The 24271-nt window shown below is 34.2% G+C and carries 11 protein-coding genes; 9 read left to right on the forward strand and 2 right to left on the reverse strand.

What is annotated here, in order from left to right; all coding sequences use genetic code 11:
* Window positions 1-17 precede the first annotated feature (17 nt).
* The 9 genes from LPC23_RS08985 to LPC23_RS09025 all read left to right on the forward strand — a co-directional run bounded on the left by LPC23_RS08985 (window position 18) and on the right by LPC23_RS09025 (window position 14972).
* Window positions 18-602 (forward strand): acyl carrier protein phosphodiesterase, encoded by a 585-nt coding sequence (locus LPC23_RS08985; protein ID WP_229329670.1) that lies wholly within the window; start codon window positions 18-20, stop codon window positions 600-602.
* Complete coding sequence (ggt, locus tag LPC23_RS08990; protein ID WP_229329672.1) at window positions 599-2281, forward strand: gamma-glutamyltransferase; 1683 nt, start codon at window positions 599-601, stop codon at window positions 2279-2281. Before LPC23_RS08985 ends, ggt begins: the two co-directional genes overlap by 4 nt.
* Window positions 2282-2290: 9 nt before the next feature.
* The gene (locus LPC23_RS08995) at window positions 2291-2956 is read left to right on the forward strand and encodes a DNA alkylation repair protein (RefSeq protein ID WP_229329674.1); all 666 of its coding nucleotides are present in this window, start codon (window positions 2291-2293) and stop codon (window positions 2954-2956) included.
* A 29-nt stretch (window positions 2957-2985) separates the two neighbouring features.
* Window positions 2986-4770, forward strand: a complete 1785-nt coding sequence (locus LPC23_RS09000; RefSeq protein WP_229329676.1) for a chloride channel protein — start codon at window positions 2986-2988, stop codon at window positions 4768-4770.
* A gap of 62 nt (window positions 4771-4832) precedes the next feature.
* On the forward strand, window positions 4833-5786 hold the full coding sequence (locus LPC23_RS09005) for a Fic family protein (protein WP_229329679.1): 954 nt from the start codon (window positions 4833-4835) through the stop codon (window positions 5784-5786).
* Window positions 5787-5887: 101 nt separating this feature from the next.
* A complete protein-coding gene (uvrA, locus tag LPC23_RS09010; protein ID WP_229329681.1) occupies window positions 5888-8719 on the forward strand; it encodes an excinuclease ABC subunit UvrA in 2832 nt (943 codons plus the stop codon).
* A 58-nt stretch (window positions 8720-8777) separates the two neighbouring features.
* Entirely contained in the window at window positions 8778-9506 is a 729-nt protein-coding gene (locus tag LPC23_RS09015; RefSeq protein WP_229329683.1) for an LOG family protein, read from the forward strand.
* Between the two features lie 148 nt (window positions 9507-9654).
* Window positions 9655-12402, forward strand: a complete 2748-nt coding sequence (locus LPC23_RS09020) for a gluzincin family metallopeptidase (RefSeq protein WP_229329685.1) — start codon at window positions 9655-9657, stop codon at window positions 12400-12402.
* A 161-nt stretch (window positions 12403-12563) separates the two neighbouring features.
* A complete protein-coding gene (locus LPC23_RS09025) occupies window positions 12564-14972 on the forward strand; it encodes an alpha-ketoacid dehydrogenase subunit alpha/beta (RefSeq protein ID WP_229329687.1) in 2409 nt (802 codons plus the stop codon).
* A gap of 61 nt (window positions 14973-15033) precedes the next feature.
* Here the strand turns inward: LPC23_RS09025 and LPC23_RS09030 are convergent, their stop codons facing one another.
* The gene (locus LPC23_RS09030; RefSeq protein WP_229329689.1) at window positions 15034-16044 is read right to left on the reverse strand and encodes a type IX secretion system membrane protein PorP/SprF; all 1011 of its coding nucleotides are present in this window, start codon (window positions 16042-16044) and stop codon (window positions 15034-15036) included.
* A gap of 6 nt (window positions 16045-16050) precedes the next feature.
* Window positions 16051-24237 carry a T9SS type B sorting domain-containing protein gene (locus LPC23_RS09035; protein ID WP_229329691.1) on the reverse strand — a complete coding sequence of 2729 codons (8187 nt, stop codon included), beginning with the start codon at window positions 24235-24237 and terminating at the stop codon, window positions 16051-16053.
* Between the last annotated feature and the right edge of the window lie 34 nt (window positions 24238-24271).

Here is a 24271-nt window from a genome sequence, read left to right on the forward strand (position 1 = left end):
ACAACTCAACAATCACAATGAATTTCCTTGCTCATATTCATCTTTCAGGCGAAAACGAAATGATCAAAATTGGCAATTTTATGGCCGATGGGGTTCGTGGCAAGCAATATGAAAATTTTCCTCTAGCAATTCAAAAAGGAATTTTGTTGCATCGGGCTATCGATACTTTTACTGATGCGCATCCCGTCTTTAGACAAAGCACTAAAAAATTACACTCACGATACCACCATTACGCCGGAGTAATTGTGGACATGTATTACGATCATTTTTTGGCTAAAAACTGGTCGGATTATCACAATGAAAGTTTAGCACTTTATTCTGAAAAATTTTACCAATCGTTGTTAGACAATCATTCGATTCTAACTTCTAAAGCACAACATTTACTGCCCTATATGATGGAATACAATTGGTTAGTCAATTACCAATCCGTTTCAGGAATAGAACGTATTTTAAGTCAAATGGATCATCGTACCAAAAATCAATCTTTGATGCGATTTGCCGCCGAAGAACTAGTGGCTCACTATGATGAATTTGAAGCAGAATTTTCGTTTTTTTATAAAGAAGTACAACTATTTTCAAAAAATAAACTCAACGAATTATGAAGTTAACTTACCGTATTTTTTATTGTTTTATAGTACTATTTATTTCCAATTTAACTAAAGCACAAAGCGGTTTAGTTGCCGATAAAGCTATGGTTGTATCCGCTCGAGAAGAAGCTTCTAAAATTGGGGTTGCTATCATCAAGAAAGGCGGTAATGCCTTTGATGCTATGGTAGCTACTGAATTGGCTTTGGCTGTAGCCTACCCTTTCGCTGGAAACATTGGAGGCGGTGGTTTTATGGTTTATCGCAAAGCGAATGGAGAAACAGGTTCTTTAGACTATCGGGAGAAAGCCCCACTATCTGCCACTAAAAATATGTTCTTGGATAAAAACGGTATAATCATACCTGATAAAAGCACCGATTCTCCTTTAGCCATTGGAGTTCCTGGAACTATTGCTGGCGTATTTGCTGTTCATGAAAAAATGGGTTCGCTACCTATGTCTGAAATTATGAAACCTGTAATTGAATTAGCAGAGAAAGGAGTTATTGTTACTAAAAAACAAGAAAAAAGTTTAAATGAATATCGCGAATCTATTATCAAAGCCAATGGAAAGAACACCAAATTTGCTACTGTATTCAAAGAAAATGACACCATCAAATATCCAGCACTAGCTGAAACGCTCAAACGAATTGCACAAAATGGAAAAGAAGAATTTTATACTGGAGAGACAGCGAATACATTAATAGGATATTTTAAAAAAATTGGCGCTATCATTACCAAAGAAGATTTGGCACAATACGAAGCGAAATGGAGAAAGACAATCGAATTTGGATACAAAGATTTAAAGATAATTTCTATGGCGCCACCAAGCAGTGGCGGAATTTGCCTGGCACAAATCATGAAAATGATTGCCCCCTTTGATTTGGCAACAATGGGTCATAATTCGCCTGATGCCATTCAAGTTATTGTAGAAGCAGAACGAAGAGCCTATGCTGATAGAAGTTTCTTTTTAGGTGATCCTGACTTTACAAAAATTCCGCTAAAAGAATTAATTGACGACCAATACCTTAGAGACAGAATGTCCAATTTTGATTTCAATAAAGCTACTTTATCCTCTACTGTAAAGGCAGGTACGATTTCAATTAATGAAAGTAAAGAAACTACACATTATTCAATTGTCGACTCTTTTGGAAATGCAGTGTCGGCTACTACAACCATTAATGCGGGTTATGGTTCCAAATACTATTGCGAAGAATTGGGTTTTTTCTTGAATAACGAAATGGATGATTTCAGTGCCAAACCGGGAGAACCTAATATGTTTGGATTGATTGGTAATGAAGCCAACAGTATTGCTCCTCAAAAACGTATGTTAAGTTCCATGACACCAACAATTGTCGAAAAAAATGGAAAATTGTTTATGGTAGTGGGTTCGCCAGGTGGTTCTACAATTATTACATCCGTTTTGCAAACTATTTTAAATGTATATGAGTTTCGTTTAGGGATGCAAGAGGCGGTCAATGCGCCTCGCTTCCACCATCAATGGTTGCCCGATTTAATTACTTTTGAACCTAAAGCTTTTGATACAAAAACATTAGAAACATTAAAATCAAAATCTTATTTAATTAACGAAAAAACTACTCCTATTATAGGTAAGGTAGACGCTGTTTTGGTTTTACCTAATGGAAAACTAGAAGGTGGTGCCGATTATAGAGGAGATGACAAAGCGGTTGGATTTTAAATATCAATTATGACCTTTATTACTGAATTAGAAAATACATTCGCTGCGAGTTCCAATGCAGAAAATGCTTTGTCTATGGCAAAATACATGAAGGATTTATTTCCGTTTTATGGAATCAAAACAGACGAAAGAAGAGCTATTTTAAAGTCCGTTTGCAAAAAACACCAGGCAGAGATTGATAGTAATGCAAGAACAATTGCGTGGGAGCTATTTCTAAAGAAAGAAAGAGAACTACAGTACTGTGGAATTGAAATCATAATTAAAAGCTTAAAAAATAACTATATAATTGAAGATATAGTTTGGATAGAAAAATTATTGATTACCAATTCTTGGTGGGATAGTGTAGATACTATTTCTAAATATATTCTTGGTAGTTATTTGGAACAATTCCCAACAGAAATTGCTACTGTTGTACAACGATTTTCAAATGCAGAAAATATGTGGTTGAACCGAAGCGTAATCTTGTTCCAACTAGGTTACAAATCAAAAACTGATTTTCATCTTTTACAATCTTTATGTCTAAAACACAGTCATTCTAATGAGTTCTTCATTCGGAAAGCAATTGGTTGGGCGCTTCGCGAGTATGCCAAAACCGATCCAGAAGCGGTTCGGGAATTTGTATTGCAATCCAACTTAAAGCCTTTGAGTAAAAAAGAAGCATTAAAAAATATTTAATTGTAAATTAGCGCGCTGAAAAAAATCACATGCTTAAAAAAATTATTCTTAAAATAGAAGGCACTATTGCTTGGTCAAGATCAAAATTGGGTGACAAACAATTTATTTTTTTATCAGCAGTATTAGTCGGTATTTCAGCGGCTTTAGCAGTTATTTTATTAAAAGCTTTTGCTCATGGGGTTTTTACCTTTGCTACTTATGTTAGTAGAATTTTAAAATTAGGTTTTTTAAATAGTTTTTTACCTATTATTGGTATTCTATTAACCGTTTTTGTTGTCAAAAAGTTCTTGAGTGGCACAATTCAAAAAGGGACATCTCAAATCTTGTATGCCGTTGCTAAAAAAGCCAGTATAATTCCAAGAAAACAAATGTATGCACAAATCATCACCAGCTCATTAACAGTGGGTATGGGTGGTTCTGCTGGATTGGAAAGTCCCATTGTAATAACTGGGGCTGCCTTCGGTTCTAATTTTGCACAGAAATACAGATTAAGTTATAAAGATAGAACTTTACTCATTGGTTGTGGAGTGGCTGCAGGTATTGCTGCGGCATTTAATGCACCAATTGCAGGGGTCTTATTTGCTATTGAAGTTCTTTTGGTAGACGTTAGTATTGCAGCCTTCACTCCTATTATGATTGCTGCTGCTACAGGTGCATTAGTTTCAGTAATTGTTTTGGACGAAAGTATCTTACTTTCCTTTCAGCAACAAGAAGATTTTAATTTTCACAACATCCCATTTTATGCTTTCTTAGGAGTTTTTACCGGTTTAGTTTCTATTTATTATTCTAGAAATTTTCAACGAGTGGAACATTTTTTCAGTCGTTTAAAATTAGGTCCTTACAAAAAAGCACTTTTTGGTTCGACACTTTTAGCTATTTTAATTTATGTATTCCCTACGCTTTTTGGCGAAGGATACGAAAGTATCCGAATTTTATCAGAAAGTGATCCTGGACAATTATTAGAAGATACTTTGTTTAGCGGATTTAGAAACAATAGCTGGGCGCTTTTACTTTTTGTTGGCTGTACGATGCTACTTAAAGCTTTTGCTTCAGGTTTAACTATCGGAAGTGGAGGAAATGGTGGTAACTTTGCTCCCTCTTTATTCTTAGGTTCCTATGTAGGTTTTTTCTTTTCGAAATTGATTAATCTAATTGGTCTTGCCAAATTACCGATAAGCAACTTTACTTTAGTAGGGATGGCAGGAATATTAAGTGGTTTATTTCACGCACCATTAACTGCTATTTTCTTAATTGCAGAAATTACCGGAGGATATAACTTGATGATTCCTTTGATGATTGTTTCATCGATTAGTTTTGCTATTTCAAAACGTTTCGAAAAACATTCAATGGATGTGAAGAATTTAGCCAAGAAAGGTCATGCATTTACTAGTAATAAAGATGCCAATGTACTATCTACTTTAGATATGAACTCAGTTATACAAACGGATTATTTGACTGTTTCTCCAGAAGAAAATTTAGATAAATTAGTAGACTTAATTTCCAATTCTACTCAAGTTGTTTTCGCAGTGGTCAACATAGAAAACGAATTGGTTGGCGTAGTCTATTTCAATGATATCAAGGAAATTATCTTCAATAGCTACCGAGTAAAGTACACGCAAATTAAAGAAATTATGACCGCTCCAAAACAGATCATCACGCTTGATGACAGTATGGAAATGGTAATGGATAAATTTGAACAAACCAAAGTAGCCTTTTTACCCGTACTTAAAAACGATAAATACTACGGTTTTATCTCCAAATCACTTGCATTAGAAGCTTATCGTACCAAACTAAAATCCATGACAATAGAATAATTTTAATATCGGATAGTATTATTTTTTTAATTCAACCGATATTATTGTATCTTTGTGGTGTTATGTGGAAATTAGATTTATCATACAGAGAAGAACTACAATCTACTTTTGAAAGATTGTATCACAAAAAAAAGCATTTGCAATCAAGCAGACCGCTGCCAGCAATTGCATTAAATAAAATTAGAGAAAGTCTTTCCATAGAATGGACTTACAATTCCAATAGTATAGAAGGCAATACTATGAGCTTGCGTGAGACTCAAATGGTTTTGCAAGAAGGAATTACTGTAAAAGGCAAATCACTGCGAGAGCATTTTGAAACCCATAATCACGACAAAGCCATTGATTATTTGTATTCCATCATTAATGAAGAATATACACTACGAAGTATCGATATTTTATCTTTACACGGTTTAGTACTTCGGTCTATTGAGGAGGATTTTGCAGGTCGTATTCGCAATGGAGGGGTTCGCATTACAGGAGCTAATTTTACTCCACCAAATGCCAATAAAGTTCCTGATTTATTAGATGAATTGATTGATTTTATAAATACCAATCCTTTGAATTTGAATGCTATTGAATTAGCAACTATTTTTCATCATAAATTAGTTTGGATTCATCCTTTTTTTGATGGTAATGGAAGAACCGTTCGTTTGTCAATTAATTTATTATTAATGCGTTGTGGTTTTCCGCCTGCAATCATTTTAAAAAATGATCGTAAGAAATATTACGAAGCACTCAACCAGGCCAATAATGGTAATTATCAAAAATTAACGTTGTTGATGTGTCAATCTTTAGAGCGTACTTTGAACATTTACATCAATGCGTTACCTGATAATGACACTGAATATGTTGAAATTTCTAATTTGGTTCAAGAACCTAACATGCCTTATGGTCAAGAATATATCAGCTTATTAGCTAGAACAGGTAAGATTGATGCGTACAAAGAAGGTCGGAATTGGCTCACAACAAGAGAAGCCGTTGAAGATTACATTCGTAATAGAAAACGTAAACGCTAAGATAAATTAGCGTTTTTTTATGCTTCATTTTAACATAAACTTCTATACTGTTGTACCAAAAGAATCAATCAAAATGGTAACTTTGTTTTTTTGCAAAAATTATGGTAGAAACTGAGAATACAATTGACGTTCAAGGCGCGCGCGTTCACAACCTAAAAAACATCGATATTTCAATTCCGCGTGAACAATTAGTAGTGATCACTGGGCTTTCGGGTTCTGGAAAATCATCCTTGGCTTTTGATACCATTTATGCCGAAGGTCAACGTCGTTATGTCGAAACCTTCTCGGCCTATGCACGACAGTTTTTAGGCGGATTAGAACGTCCAGATGTAGATAAAATTGATGGGCTTTCACCAGTAATTGCCATTGAGCAAAAAACAACCAGTAAAAGTCCGCGCTCAACTGTGGGTACTATTACTGAAATCTATGATTTTTTTCGTTTGTTGTATGCCCGTGGTGCTGATGCCTATAGTTACAATACGGGAGAAAAAATGGTTTCGTACTCTGATGAGCAAATCAAAGAGTTGATAATTCAAGATTTCACAGGAAAACGAATCAATATTTTAGCACCAATTATCCGAGCTAGAAAAGGACATTATGCTGAGCTTTTCCAACAAATTACCAAACAAGGCTTTTTAAAAGTACGTGTGAATGGTGAAATTCAAGATTTGGTTAGCGGTATGAAATTAGATCGTTACAAAACCCATGATATTGAAATAGTGGTGGACAGACTCGTTGTGGATAGCAGCGAAGACAATCAGAAACGATTGTCAGAAAGTATTAATACGGGGATGCATCATGGTGAAAATGTATTAATGGTTTTAGACCAAGATTCCAACGAAGTACGCTATTTTAGTAGGAATTTAATGTGTCCAACTACCGGGATTTCGTATCAAAATCCAGAACCTAATTTATTTTCTTTCAATTCACCAAAAGGTGCTTGTGCGCATTGTAACGGATTGGGAACAGTGAATGAAATCAATCGTAAAAAAATTATTCCGAATCCGAAATTATCGATTAAAAATGGTGGTTTTGCACCTTTGGGTGAATACAAATCATCTTGGATTTTTAAGCAATTGGAAATTATAGGTGAGAAATATGGTTTCAAGTTAACCGATGCGGTAGAAACCATCTCAGAAGAAGCCATGGAAATGATTTTGAACGGCGGTAAAGAAAAATTTACCATTAATTCAAAAGATTTAGGAGTAACCAGAGAATACAAAATAGACTTTGAAGGTATCGCTCATTTCATCAAAAACCAACACGATGAAAGTGGTTCGGCTACAATTAAACGCTGGGCTAAAGAATTCATGGACGAAGTAAAATGTCCAGAATGTGAGGGTTCACGATTGAAAAAAGAAGCATTGTTTTTTAAAGTAAACGATAAAAACATTGCCGAATTAAGTGATTTAGATATTTCAGATTTAACCAAATGGTTCCAAGAATTAGAAAGTAAGTTAACTGACAAACAAAAAAAGATTGCTTCTGAAGTCATCAAAGAAATCAAAGACCGATTAGATTTCTTAATGAATGTGGGCTTGAATTATTTGGCGTTAAGCCGAAGTTCAAAATCCCTGTCAGGTGGCGAGGCACAACGCATTCGACTAGCTACTCAAATTGGATCACAATTAGTTGGCGTGTTGTATATTTTGGACGAACCAAGTATTGGTTTACACCAAAGAGATAATGAAAAATTGATTCATTCTTTGGAACAATTGCGAGATATTGGAAATTCTGTCATAGTGGTAGAACACGATAAAGACATGATTGAACGTGCCGATTATGTGATTGATATTGGTCCAAGAGCCGGAAAATTTGGAGGTGAAATCATCAGTCAGGGAACGCCTACTGAGATTTTAAAAAGCAATACTATTACGGCTAAATTTATGAATGGCGATATGAAAATCGAAGTTCCTAAAAAGCGTCGTGAGGGGAATGGCAAATTCTTAAAACTAACGGGAGCCACAGGAAACAATTTAAAAAATGTCTCCATCGAATTGCCTTTAGGGCAACTAATTTGCGTGACTGGAGTTTCAGGAAGTGGAAAGTCGACTTTGATTAACGAGACCCTCTATCCTATTTTGAATGCGTATTATTTCAACGGAGTTAAAAAACCACAACCTTACACAAAAATTGAAGGTTTAGAAAACATTGACAAGGTTATTGATATTGATCAAAGTCCAATTGGGCGTACGCCAAGGTCGAATCCAGCTACATATACTGAAGTATTTTCTGAGATTCGAAATTTATTTACGATGACTTCCGAAAGTATGATTCGCGGTTATAAAGCTGGTCGTTTTAGTTTTAACGTAAAAGGCGGTCGTTGTGAAACTTGTGAAGGTTCGGGGGTACGAACTATTGAAATGAACTTTTTACCCGATGTTTATGTAGAATGCGAAACTTGTCAAGGAAAACGTTTTAACAGAGAAACTTTGGAGATTCGATATAAAGGAAAGTCCATTTCGGATGTATTGAATATGACAGTGGATGAAGCTGTTCCTTTCTTTGAAAACATTCCGAAAATTTACCGAAAAGTAAAAACCATTCAGGAAGTAGGATTGGGTTATATCACTTTAGGACAACAAAGCACAACACTCTCGGGAGGCGAAGCACAACGTATCAAACTAGCTGGCGAATTGTCGAAAAAAGACACAGGAAATACTTTCTATATTTTAGACGAGCCTACTACTGGATTGCATTTTGAAGACATTCGGGTTTTGATGGGCGTAATTAATAAATTGGTAGACAAAGGCAATACCATTTTAATTATTGAACACAATATGGATGTGATTAAACTAGCCGATTACATTATTGATATCGGCCCAGAAGGTGGAAAAGGTGGTGGACAACTAGTTGCAAAAGGAACTCCCGAAGAAATAATTAAAAATAAAAAAAGTTACACTGCGCAATTTTTGAAAAAAGAATTAGTTTAGTATTGTAAATCCTGAAGTGGAAAAAAGTATTCAGTAAAAGAAATAAATAATACGAAATATGAAATTACAAGATTTTGAAAACGACGACGAAAAGGTAATCCAAGATAAATTGAAACAAAAAACATGGAATGAAATACGAACCAATGATAGTTGGGGTATTTTTAAAATCATGTCTGAATTTGTTAATGGTTATGAATCTATGGGACGAATCGGGCCTTGTGTGAGTATTTTTGGTTCAGCTAGAATTAAACCTGAAGATCCCTATTATTTGTTAGCTGAAAAAATTGCTTATAAAATCAGTAAAGCCGGTTATGGAGTAATTACTGGTGGTGGTCCTGGAATTATGGAAGCTGGAAATAAAGGAGCTCATTTAGGGGGTGGAACTTCTGTAGGATTGAATATTGAATTACCATTTGAACAGCACCACAATCCGTATATTGACAGAGATAAAAATTTGAACTTTGATTATTTCTTTGTTCGAAAAGTAATGTTTGTAAAATATTCCCAAGGATTTGTAGTAATGCCAGGGGGGTTCGGAACATTAGACGAACTTTTTGAAGCAATTACATTAATACAAACTAAAAAAATAGGTCGTTTCCCAATAATTCTTGTTGGTAAATCATTTTGGTCTGGATTGGTGGATTGGATAACAACTACATTAATAGAACAAGAAAAAACTGTAAGTGATTCCGATTTAAATTTAATCAAGATTGTTGATACAGAAGATGAAGTTCTTGCTGTTTTAGACTCTTTTTATAAAAAATATGATTTAAGTCCTAATTTTTAAAATTAGGTTCCCATTTTATTGATTTTCTTAGACAATATAACGTATCTTGTAGGTAAATCTTTTTGTTTTGAAATCATTGTACAAAATAGTTCTTTATTATTTAATAGTATTTAGTTCTATTGGAACTCTAGCGCAACATCAATCAAAAATGATTGTTGAATTAGTTCCTACAACGCACACACTTCGAATTCAACAAGAGATTACTTTTATTAATGCATCCAATGATACATTAAGTTCGATTGTTTTAAACGATTGGAATCACGCTTATTCTGATAAAAATACTCCCTTAGCGCAACGATTCTCTGATGAATTTTATAGAGGATTCCATTTGGCAAGGGATTCTGAACGTGGGGGAACTTCTAATTTAACGATTTTAAATTTCGATAAATTATTTCTTTCATGGAACAGAACTACAGAAAACCCTGATTTAATTACTGTCGATTTACGGGATAAATTAATGCCAAATCAATCCGTAACACTTTACCTTACCTATTTCTCTAAAATTCCGAGTAATCAGTTTACCAAATATGGATATGCTTCTAATGGAAATTTGAATCTCAAAAATTGGTATGTAACCCCTGCTCGATATGAAAACAGCGCGTTTGTTAAATACAGCAATTGCAACTTAGACGATAGCGCTAATGGAACAGTAGATTTCTTTATTCAATTCAAAATACCTAAAGAAGCTGTTTTAACCACTGACCTAGTTGTAACTAATCAAATCGAAGATAAAGCACAAATTAATTATCATTTAGAAGGAAAAAGTAGAACTGATTTTAATTTGTTTATTGAATCAAAATCCAATTTCATAAGCTATCAAAACGATAAAAATGAAGTGATTACAGATATCAATTCTACTAAATTGGATACTATCCAAAAAATATTAATTATTAATAGGATTGCACATTTTGTTGATGAAATTATAGGAGCATATCCTCATCCAAAAATACTGGTAACTCAAACCAATTATGATCGAAATCCATTTTATGGACTGAATCAATTGCCTCAATTTTTAAATCCCTTTGAGGATGATTTTTTGTTTGAAATAAAATTTCTAAAAACCTATGTTGAGACCTATTTAAAAAGCAGTTTACGTTTAGATCCTAGAAAAGACAATTGGATTTATGATGCCATCCAAATGGATTTGATGATCAAATATGTTGAACAGTTTCATCCAAATACGACTATGTTGGGAAAGGCATCTCAATTTAAATTATTAAAAAATTACAATCTAGCTACACTGAAATTCAACCAACAGTACAGCTATTTTTATATGTTAATGGCAAGAAAGAATTTGGATCAATCGTTAAGTAGTTCAAAAACTGAATTGATAAAGTTTAACGAACAAATTGCTAGTAAATACAGAGCTGGATTAAGTATCAACTTCTTAGACAAATACTTGCAAAACGGAATTGTAAAGAAAAGCATTCAAGAATTTTATACTCTAAACAAGTCGAAACAAACTTCAAGCAAAGATTTTGAAAGTATTTTAAAATCGAATGCTACCAAAAATATTAACTGGTTTTTTAGTACGATTGTACACTCAAGAGAATTAATTGACTACAAGTTTGCTAAAGTTTCCAAAACAAAAGATAGTATTACTTTTTCTATCAAAAATAAAACAGATTTACCCATTCCTATTCCAATTTATGGAGTGAAGAAAAAAGAAATTGTTTTCAAAGATTGGCTTGATTTGAAAGAATGTGATAGCACCTTTACAATTAAAAGAAATCAAGCTGACCGAATTATACTCAACTATAATAATGAAGTTCCTGAAATTAATTTACGTAATAATTGGAAAAAATTAGAAGGTTTTTTTCCAAATAATCGACCGATAAAATTCGTTTTTATGAAGGATTTAGAAGATCCCTACTTTAATCAGATACTCTACATTCCTACAGTAACCTATAACCTTTATGATGGCGTTTCACCAGGAATTAGATTACACAATAAAACTATTTTAGACAAGCCAATAACCTTTGATATAAATCCTGCTTTTTCTTCAAAAACAAATAATTTAATAGGTAGTGGCGCTTTAATCATGAATGAAAATTACAGGAATAGTAGTTTATATACTATTCGCTATGCATTATCTGGATCGTATTTTCATTATGCTCCTAACGCCTCGTACTCAAAAATAACTCCATCAGTTGAATTTAGAATTAGAGAAGCAGATTTGAGGGATAATAGAAAGCAAAGCTTTATGGCTCGACAGGTTATGGTCAATAGAGAACAAAGTGAAATAAATAGTTCCGATTTAACCGAAAACTATTCCATTTTCAATTTTAGATATTCCAATTCAAAAACAGAAGTAACTCATCACTTTAGCAGTTTAACTGATGTTCAGTTCGCTAGAAATTTTGGCAAGATTGCTAGTGAAATTGAGTATAGAAAGTTATTTGAAAATAATAGGCAAATTAACATTCGCTTTTATACTGGAGTATTCTTATTCAATACAACTAATTCCGATTTTTTTAGTTTTGGATTGGATAGACCTACGGATTACTTATTTGATTATGGCTTTTATGGAAGGTCAGAAAGTAGTGGTTTTTTTAGTCAACAATACATTCAAAGTGAAGGAGGTTTTAAATCAAAATTAAATCAATCTTTTTCAAATCAATGGATGTCTACCTTAAATGGAAGCTTTAATATTTGGAATTGGATAGAACTATATGGAGATATCGGTTATCTAAAAAATAGACATTCAAAAGGTCAGTTTTTATATGATAGTGGATTGCGATTGAATTTAGTAACAGACTATTTTGAAGTGTATTTCCCATTGTACTCTAGTAATGGTTTCGAACCACTTCAAAACAGTTACAATGAAAAAATACGTTTTGTTTTGACTTTATCTCCAGCTACCCTAATCAATTTATTTAATAGGAAATGGTTTTAAATTACATAATTATTTAACAAATCGTCATTTTAAAGATAATTATTCAACAAAAATTGCTTTTTTTACCTAAAAATTATTGAAAATAAAATTTTAATCCTATTGCTGTGTTGAAAATAGTTAGTTTTTACTTAAATTTGTAGAATATGTTAGCTCATTAAATCATGGTAAAAGAAGAAACAAAAACCACGTTAACCTTTGAAGACTTTAAAACTGAGGTTTTAAGTGATTACAAATTAGCAGTCGTTAGTAGAGAATGCAGCCTTTTAGGACGTAAAGAAGTGCTAACCGGTAAAGCTAAGTTTGGTATTTTCGGAGATGGAAAAGAAGTGCCTCAGCTTGCTATGGCTAAATTTTTCAAAGATGGGGATTTTAGATCCGGTTATTATCGAGATCAAACTTTCATGATGGCTATTGGTAAATTAACCATTCAAGAGTTTTTTGCTGGCCTATACGGACATACGGATATTGATTCTGATCCAATGTCAGCAGGAAGACAAATGGGAGGACATTTTATGACCCATAGTTTGAATCCTGATGGTTCATGGAAAGACCTAACAAAACAAAAAAATTCAAGTTCAGATATTTCTCCGACTGCTGCTCAAATGCCAAGACTACTTGGATTGGCTTATGCGTCAAAAATTTACAAACAAGTCCCAGGAATTAAAATTGCCTCTAATTTTTCTAATGAAGGTAACGAAGTTGCTTGGGGTACTATAGGAAACGCAAGCACTTCAGAAGGTATTTTCTTTGAAACAATTAATGCTGCAGGAGTATTACAAGTCCCTATGATTATGAGTGTTTGGGATGATGAGTATGGAATTTCTGTACATGCTAAATACCAAACTACAAAAGAGAATATTTCTGAAATCTTGAAAGGATATCAGAGAGATAGTGAGAATAAAGGGTACGAAATATTCAATGTCAAAGGATGGGATTATGCTGATTTAATTACTACGTATGAAAAAGCAGCAAAAATTGCCCGTGAAGAACATGTACCTGTTTTAGTTCATGTTTCACAGTTGACGCAGCCTCAAGGGCATTCTACTTCAGGATCACATGAAAGATACAAAAGCACTGAAAGATTAGCCTGGGAAAGAGAGTTTGATTGCATTAGACAAATGAGACTTTGGATGATTGCTATTAATATTGCTTCACCAGAAGAATTAGATGTGATTGAAATAGAGGCTAAAAAAGAAGTTTTAGATGGCAAAAAAGAGGCTTGGAAAAATTTTATTGGCCCAATTATTAATGAACAAAAAGAATTTATAGATTTAGTAGAAAAAGCTACTTTTAACAGTTCCAATAAAGTAAAAATCAACCAACTTTTAAATTCGCTTAGAGGAATTAAAGATCCATTAAAAAAAGAAATTTTAGGTACCGCTAGAAAAATTCTTCGTTTAGTTGTTAATGAAAGTGGCAAACAAGAAATTTCAGAATGGATTACCTACTACCTTAACAAAACTCAAAAGAAATTTAGCAGTAATTTATTTTCTGAATCGAATTCTAACGTATTAAACATATCAAGTAGTGCGCCTCGATATTCTGAAAAAAGTGAATTAGATACCGATGGCAGAGTTATCTTAAGAGATAATTTCGACGCCTTATTTACCAAATACCCTGAAGCACTTGTTTTTGGGGAAGATGCAGGAAATATTGGCGATGTGAATCAAGGTTTAGAAGGAATGCAAGAAAAATATGGTGAGCTTCGAGTATCGGATGCAGGAATTAGAGAGGCTACTATTATTGGACAAGGTATTGGTTTGGCTTTAAGAGGACTTCGTCCTATTGCTGAAATCCAATATTTAGATTATTTACTTTATGGCTTGCAAATTTTAAGTGACGATTTGGCCACTTTACAATACCGAACTAGTGGAAAACAAAAAGCTCCATTAATTATTCGTACCCGAGGACATCGTTTAGAAGGAATTTGGCATTCTGGATCGCCAATGGGAATGATCATTAATGCTTTGAGAGGAATACATGTTTTGGTTCCAAGAAATATGACGCAAGCTGCTGGTTTTTACAATACTTTATTTGAAGCAGATGAACCAGCTTTAGTTATCGAATGTTTGAATGGGTACCGTTTAAAAGAAAAAGCACCTCTAAATTATGGAGAATTCAAAACACCAATTGGAATTGTAGAAACACTAAGAGAAGGAAAAGACATTACTTTAGTTTCTTACGGTTCTACTTTACGTTTAGTGGAACAAGCTGCAAATGAGTTGAGTGAATTCGGAATTGAGTGTGAAGTGATTGATATCCAATCGCTACTTCCTTTTGACATTAATAAAGACATTGTCAAAAGTTTGGCAAAAACAAATCGCTTACTTGTAATTGATGAAGATGTTCCGGGCGGCGCTTCAGCTTATATATTACAACAAATACTAGAAGAACAAAATGCGTATGAATATTTAGACAGCAAACCGCAAACTTTAACCTCTAAAGCTCATCGTCCAGCTTATGGCACCGATGGAGATTATTTCTCAAAGCCTTCAGTTGAAGATATATTTGAAAAAGTATACGCTATGATGGGAGAAGTTAAACCAAATCAATTTCCAGATTTGTATTAATACAATTAAAAAAGGCTACCTGTTGGTAGCCTTTTTTAATACAATCAACTTTAATAAAAATTTATTGCATATCGTAGAAACGGCTATTGTTACCTCTTCTATTTTTCTTAAATGGATTAAAATCAAAAGTTACATACAATTCAAAAGTATTATAGGTAGTCCCTCCTATTTTATTAGTACCAATATCAAAGGAGTAATTAGCACCAATCTCAATTTCTTCAATAAAGATACTCAAAGAAGTTCCTAATTGTCCAATCGAAAAAGATTCGAACTTATTCAAGTGCTGATTTATTCCCACCGAAATATTACCTAAAATTAATTCTTGATACAAATCCATTCGCAATCTATCCCCTTGTTTTGTAATCGAATTAAACAAATACAAATAGGAATTCTCAGGTAAAAATAAACTTTGCCCGTATGGATTGATATCTTTTTCAAATCCTGATTGAAATGACATAGATAATTCTCTCTTGTTACTGGATTCACTATTAAATGAAGTTTCAGGTCTATTGATATGCTTCAGATTTAATCCAAAGAATAAGTTACGATTATTATGCACGGTAGCTCCTGCTCCAATATCCATATAATTGATTCTATTATCAATAGTTACCGGATCTCTAGAAACCCCAGCAATGAAACCAGTCAATACATTAATTTGATCTTCAAACACGAGTGAAGAAAAATCCAATCTGCTATTACCATAACCCACAGATACAGAAGGATTAAATGTCCAATCATACGATAATTGTGTTTTATAAATATAGTGCAAATTTGCTTGAGCTGTTGAAAAACCTAGCTGCGTTATTTTTGTAGATTGTACATCCAAGGCTAAAGAAAAATCACTCCTATCAAAATAATGATTGGCAAAACCAAAACGAGACTCAATTTTATTGCCATCATTATAACCCTCGGTTCCATAAACAACTCCTGCCTTTGAAGATTCTCCAAAACCATAAAAACTCGGATTAATCATACCCATTACTTTATTTTGGTTTTTCACCAAAAAGTCTTGAGCATAAATCGACTGACAACAAGTTAAAACAAAACAGATATATATAAATTTAGTTTTCATCTATTATTATTTAATTAAAATAAACTGACCCTCTTTTTCAATAATTAAATCATTGATAGTTTTAGCCATGATGTAATAACGATAGGTTCCATTAACAGGTTCCGACTTGCCATTCTCGAGACCATTCCAACCCCAATCGGTTGGAAGTGAAGCGGTATCGGAAGTAATCTCATAAATTAGATTACCCCAATGATCATAAATATTTACATTCACTTCTTTTAATCCTAACAATGAAGGTCTAAACAAATCGTTAATTCCATCATTGTTTGGTGAGAAGGCAGTTGGAGCCATTATACTAGCACCTTGCCCCACAGTAATTATTTCAGTTATTGATTTAGAACAACCAAATTGATTAAATACTGTCATTGTTACGGGATAAAGACCATCTTTAGCAAATGAATGAAATACAGTCGTCAAACTCTCTCCATTATTATTTGGGTTTACATCTTTTGGATTATAAAAAACATTATATGGACTGTTATCTCCAAAATCCCAAACCAAATAATCATATTCTGCTGGAATATTTGATGGTATTAATCCATTTGTAAATTTAACACTCTCATTAACAGAAATTACGCCATAAGTCGAAAGATTTACAGATGAATAGTTCAATTGATCTGGACTAGGTAGGGTTGTTGATACTGTCTCCGAATCCCAACAATTCTGTTGATTTATTACTTTAATAATTCCGTTTGGAGAAGTTGGATTACTAATTGCTAATTCATAAACATTATCTGCAACAACGGTATGAGGAACAATTATATTATTGTAATAGAATGTTAAATTAGGATCTAAAGTAGATACTGTAACTCTAACTTTTCCAGATATGCCCGAACATAAACTTGTGTCTAAATTAATTGCATCTATATTCAAGTTTCCAAAATCATAAATTGTAAAAGGATAAGGACTTGTAGAACAATTATTTGTATCTCTAACTGTCAAATAATATAATCCAGCTTGTAAATTACAAATATTAAAATAGTTATTATTTAAAGGAATAACTGTTTGTAAAGTCTGTGAAATTGGATCTAAAAATTGTAACACAAATGAATTATATGTACCGCTACCCCCAGTGATATTAAAATTAGCACACCCTAAAGTACCACTACAATTAACATTTGTAGATGATTCCAATTCTATTTTTATAGGAGGAACAGGCAAGACTGTGTAAGTGTTTGATGGAATAGGACAACCAATTGCGTCTGTGCCTGAAATCGTATAATCTCCAGAGTAGAGACCAAATATACTAGCTTGATTTTGTTTAAACCCATTTGGACCAGTCCAATTAATAGTGTAATTGCTAGAATCTCCTCCTACAATAGTTAATTCTATTTTACCATCTTTACTATCGCTACAACTCACATTAGTTACTCTTACATTCGTTATTGAAATTGGAGTAGCTACCTTTAATACACCATTTTTAATAATTGGGCAAGGTGAAGTTTCAATACGATAATTAAAAACACCAGATACTATGGGAGCACCAACAATAGATACAATACCTGTTGTTATATCAAAAGTACTTGTAACACCATTTGGTAGACCAGTAACTGTGGCTCCAGTTGCTCCCGTCAATACATATTGAATAGGTAGGATTGGAGAATTAAAATTATTTTGACAAATTAATTGATTATCTGTTCCTACTCCTGAAATTAAATTTATTGAAACAACTGTATCTACCTTAGTTATTGATGCGTTAATTGTTCTAATACAACCAGTAGTTGCAATAGGAATTGTAATTACACCGCTTAAAGTTGGATTCCCTTCAATTGTGTAAATACCTGTAGAAGTTGCATAAGACAATGTAATTCCAGGTGGTAATAAACTTGCATTCACTCCTGTAGCACTTCCTCCTATTCTAAAAGTAATTGGTACTATTGGAGCATTCTGGCATACTGATTGACTCAAAGCTCCTGAATTAGACAAGAAGGTAATTGTAGCTTCTGGACTAACACTAATCCTGAACGTATTATCGCCTACTGAACCACAAAATGTACCTGTAGGAGTAATTGTATATGTTTGTAAAGAAGGGACAGCAACTGTGGGCGTTCCAAAAATTGTTAATATTCCAGTTGTAGTATTCAATGTATACACAATCCCTGATGGTAAAGGTGGCGAAATAGTAACACCAGTTATACCTTTATACACATTAAAAACAATTGGATCTATCGACGAATTTTGACAAGTAGCCTGTACATAGTTTATTGTTTTATAAGAAATTGTTTTATCGGTAACGGTAATAATACCAGATTCAAGTTCTCCACAAGCAGACAAAGAGGAAATTGTATACGGATAAGAACCTAAAGATGTGGGTATTCCAGAAATTGTAAATGTTTTATTTATTACATTATAAAAACCAGATAATCCATTAGGCAGCCCAGTTACAGTAGCGTCTAAAACTGTACTATCAAAAGTAGATACAATTGGAGATATTGAACCATCATGAATACAAACTGTTATTGTTGTACCAACTCTTAACACTGGTCTTCTATTTATATTAATTCTTACAGTTCTTGAAACTGGCAAACTACAAACATCATTTTGTGCCGTTATAGTTAAATCCATAAACCCTTGATTAATATCAACTAAACTTGGTGTAACACGAGGTTGTCTAGCACGTATATCTGAAATAATTGTCCCTGTAGTGGATGACCAAACAAAACTTGATTGATTTTCGATTATAGTTCCTAAAACAGTAACATTAGTATTGTATTCACAAATATCAGCTTGGTTAACTACTGTAATCACAGGTGATTTTACTAAATTCAAACGTAATGATGAAACCGAAGCTGTTGTTGCAACACAAGGTGAAATAGGTGTAGCAGTTAATGTTAAAGTAATTGGTAATCCATTTTGGATATCCAAAGCACTTGGAATATAAAATGGATTTGGTACAGTATTATCTTCAAATGTACCAGTTCCAGAACTAGTCCAAAGTAAGTTACTATATGTTCCCGACTCAGCCGTAGCTCCAGAAATTTGAAAACGTTCACCACACTTCGTCAAATCTGGACCTACACTTATTTCAGGTGACTTAATAAAATTAAGTCTGAATGATTTAGTTACAATATCACTACACTGACCTAAAGGGGTTACTGATATAATTAAATTTACAAACCCATTAGCTTTATCCAAAGTCGATGGTATATAAGACGGATTATTGACACCTCTAGTAGAAGATACAAATCTTCCAGTACCACTACTTGTCCAATTAACAGAATTAACATCATAGGAATTAGTAATTGTAGTTCCGCTTATATCATATACATTTTCTGTTTCACAAATTTCTGCGCTTGACACTGTTGTTATAACAGGTAACCTTTGAATTGTAATTTTTTTCGTATCAGTTAAAATTGTATTACAAGGAACCCCACTATTGACTCTCAAAGTAAAAACTACTTCCTCATCTAATATATCTGATGGTGATGGCGTATAAGTTGGCGTTAGTATAGTAGTATCATTCAAAGTCCCTGCACTTCCTGAAGAAGTCCATGCTAAAGTTGAATACCCTGTAGTTCCTCCCGTATCGGGAATAACGTACGATACAGAATTCTCACAAATTGTTACATCTGGACCTATATCCACTGTTGGCATCGCAATAAATTCAATATCTATTGATCGAGTACTTGTTAAATTACAAAAAGTAGCTGTCAACGTTAACGTCACTTTACCTCTACTGATATCTGCAGCATTAGGTGTATAGGTTGGCCTTAAGGGATCACTAATTGTTAGTTGTCCAAATCCATCATAAGTCCAAGCAAGAGAGTCATAATCCACAACTCTGACATCACTACTATTCAAGGTATAAGATGTGGTATTTGCACATATTCTTATTGGAGAATTTACAGCTATAATTGGTGGTAAATTAATTCTCGCTTGAACAGGTTTAATAACTGAACATCCGTTGGGATTTGGATTTGTTGCTTTTATATAATAAGTCCCAGCTGTATTAACGATTGGACTAGACAATTCGTTTGAAGCAGCTGCATCCGAAAAATAAGTATAGGTTAATCCTGAGGTAGAACCTGAAGTAACAGATGGAGCTCCTAAATCAATTGTTGAAGGAGAACATACACCTGCTGGATTGGATATGTTAAGTACTGGTAATGTTCTGACCGTAACACTTACCGATGTTGTAGATGAACATCCATTAACATTAGTTCCCTTGATAAAATATGTACCTGATGCACTTACTGCAGATGGATTAGTTAATGCATTAGAAGCAGATGAATCTCTCCAATACGTGTAGGTTAATCCAGAGGTAGAACTTGCTGTAACTGATGGAAGAGTTAAATCAACCGTAGCTGGTGCACATACTGCCAGTGGCGCCATAGTGACAACATTAGGTAATGCATTAATGGTAACCACAACAGCTTTAATAACAGAACATCCTGTGGTTGTATTGGTTCCTTTGATATAATACGTTCCTGACGCATTTATAGCGCTTGGGTTAGCCAATACGGTTGTAGCTGTTGAGTTCGTAAAATAAGTATAAGCCAAATTAGCATCCGAACCTGTGGTCACTCCTATTGATGTAATACTCACCGTAGCAGGTGAACAAACAGCCGCTGGATTGGTAACTACAACATTAGGAGCTGGATTAAAACTAACCACAACAGGCTTTATTGTAAAACAACCTGTAGTTACATTAGTAGCTTTGATATAATAGGTCCCAGATACACTAACTGCTTCTGGACTTACTAATTGAACACTAGCCGAGGCATCTCGAAAATAACTCAATGAAAAAGTCGAATTCGAACTAACTGCTGGTGCAGTTAAATCTATTGTACTTGAAGCACAAACTGCAGAAGGATTAACTACAGTCAAGACTGGCTCTAAATTAACTGTAACACTAACTGGTTGAATGGATGAACATCCGTTAGCATTGGAACCTTTGATATAATACGTACCTGATGCACTAACAGCTGTAAAATTTGACAATGAAGTTGTTGCCGAAGCATCGCGCCAATATGTATAGGTCAAGCCCGATGAAGAACTAACCGTCACAGATGACGCGCTTAAATCAACTGTAGCTGGTGCACATACTGCTGCAGGATTAGAAATCACAACATTAGGTAATGCATTTATGGTAACCACAACAGCTTTAATAACAGAACATCCTGTGGTTGTATTGGTTCCTTTGATATAATACGTTCCTGACGCATTTATAGCGCTTGGGTTAGCCAATACGGTTGTAGCTGTTGAGTTCGTAAAATAAGTATAAGCCAAATTAGCATCCGAACCTGTGGTCACTCCTATTGATGTAATACTCACCGTAGCAGGTGAACAAACAGCCGCTGGATTGGTAACTACAACATTAGGAGCTGGATTAAAACTAACCACAACAGGCTTTATTGTAAAACAACCTGTAGTTACATTAGTAGCTTTGATATAATAGGTCCCAGATACACTAACTGCTTCTGGACTTACTAATTGAACACTAGCCGAGGCATCTCGAAAATAACTCAATGAAAAAGTCGAATTCGAACTAACTGCTGGTGCAGTTAAATCTATTGTACTTGAAGCACAAACTGCAGAAGGATTAACTACAGTCAAGACTGGCTCTAAATTAACTGTAACACTAACTGGTTGAATGGATGAACATCCGTTAGCATTGGAACCTTTGATATAATACGTACCTGATGCACTAACAGCTGTAAAATTTGACAATGAAGTTGTTGCCGAAGCATCGCGCCAATATGTATAGGTCAAGCCCGATGAAGAACTAACCGTCACAGATGACGCGCTTAAATCAACTGTAGCTGGTGCACATACTGCTGCAGGATTAGAAATCACAACATTAGGTAATGCATTTATGGTAACCACAACAGCTTTAATAACAGAACATCCTGTGGTTGTATTGGTTCCTTTGATATAATACGTTCCTGACGCATTTATAGCGCTTGGGTTAGCCAATACGGTTGTAGCTGTTGAGTTCGTAAAATAAGTATAAGCCAAATTAGCATCCGAACCTGTGGTCACTCCTATTGATGTAATACTCACCGTAGCAGGTGAACAAACAGCCGCTGGATTGGTAACTACAACATTAGGAGCTGGATTAAAACTAACCACAACAGGCTTTATTGTAAAACAACCTGTAGTTACATTAGTAGCTTTGATATAATAGGTCCCAGATACACTAACTGCTTCTGGACTTACTAATTGAACACTAGCCGAGGCATCTCGAAAATAACTCAATGAAAAAGTCGAATTCGAACTAACTGCTGGTGCAGTTAAATCTATTGTACTTGAAGCACAAACTGCAGAAGGATTAACTACAGTCAAGACTGGCTCTAAATTAACTGTAACACTAACTGGTTGAATGGATGAACATCCGTTAGCATTGGAACCTTTGATATAATACGTACCTGATGCACTAACAGCTGTAAAATTTGACAATGAAGTTGTTGCCGAAGCATCGCGCCAATATGTATAGGTCAAGCCCGATGAAGAACTAACCGTCACAGATGACGCGCTTAAATCAACTGTAGCTGGTGCACATACTGCTGCAGGATTAGAAATCACAACATTAGGTAATGCATTTATGGTAACCACAACAGCTTTAATAACAGAACATCCTGTGGTTGTATTGGTTCCTTTGATATAATACGTTCCTGACGCATTTATAGCGCTTGGGTTAGCCAATACGGTTGTAGCTGTTGAGTTCGTAAAATAAGTATAAGCCAAATTAGCATCCGAACCTGTGGTCACTCCTATCGATGTAATACTCACCGTAGCAGGTGAACAAACAGCCGCTGGATTGGTAACTACAACATTAGGAGCTGGATTAAAACTAACTACAACAGGCTTTATTGTAAAACAACCTGTAGTTACATTAGTAGCTTTGATATAATAGGTCCCCGATACACTAACTGCTTCTGGACTTACTAATTGAACACTAGCCGAGGCATCTCGAAAATAACTCAATGAAAAAGTCGAATTCGAACTAACTGCTGGTGCAGTTAAATCTATTGTACTTGAAGCACAAACTGCAGAAGGATTAACTACAGTCAAGACTGGCTCTAAATTAACTGTAACACTAACTGGTTGAATGGATGAACATCCGTTAGCATTGGAACCTTTGATATAATACGTACCTGATGCACTAACAGCTGTAAAATTTGACAATGAAGTTGTTGCCGAAGCATCGCGCCAATATGTATAGGTCAAGCCCGATGAAGAACTAACCGTCACAGATGACGCACTTAAATCAACTGTAGCTGGTGCACATACTGCTGCAGGATTAGAAATCACAACACTAGGTAATGCATTAATGGTAACCACAACAGCTTTAATAACAGAACATCCTGTGGTTGTATTGGTTCCTTTGATATAATACGTTCCTGACGCATTTATAGCGCTTGGGTTAGCCAATACGGTTGTAGCTGTTGAGTTCGTAAAATAAGTATAAGCCAAATTAGCATCCGAACCTGTGGTCACTCCTATTGATGTAATACTCACCGTAGCAGGTGAACAAACAGCCGCTGGATTGGTAACTACAACATTAGGCAAAGAATTTATAGTGACACTTACTGGCTCAATTTTATAACAGCCATTCGAATTGGTTCCTTTTATATAATAACTTCCAGATGAAGTAATCGCATTAAAATTAGATAACGGACTAGTAGCCGTAGAATTTGTCCAATAAGTATATGTTAAATTAGAAGATGATCCTGATGTAACTGAAGAAGCACTTAAATCGATAATAGCAGGAGCACATACTGCTGTAGGATTAGTAATTGTAATATTCGGCAAAGAATTAACTATAATTACAGCATTGGAAGACACCGTAGTGCCGTCTAAATCTGTTACTTCACAAGTATAAGTTCCCGCGTCAGTACTTTGTGCATTAATAACAGATAAATTAGCAGTTCTACTACCAACTACAAATCCTGTATTATCGAATAGAATATTTCCATCTTTTTTCCAAACATAATTTAAATTACCATTTCCTGTTGCAACAACAGATAATGAAATTGTACTACCCACACAAACTGATTGATTTGCAGGTGATGTCCCTATAGTTGGTCCAACCAAGCTAGACTGAATCCCTGAAGTAACTGGCAAACTAGTTTGAATTAAATCATTTGATTTTATATTGTACTCTATAAGGTATTTCTTAGAATAAGAAGAAACACTAGCTAATAGAAATAATACAATTAGAACAGACTGAAATAAGTGGGTGTTTTTCATACTATTTTTCAATAAATTAATTTTAAAAGAAGAA

The sequence above is a fragment of the Flavobacterium ammonificans genome (assembly GCF_020885975.1).
Taxonomy (GTDB): domain Bacteria; phylum Bacteroidota; class Bacteroidia; order Flavobacteriales; family Flavobacteriaceae; genus Flavobacterium; species Flavobacterium ammonificans.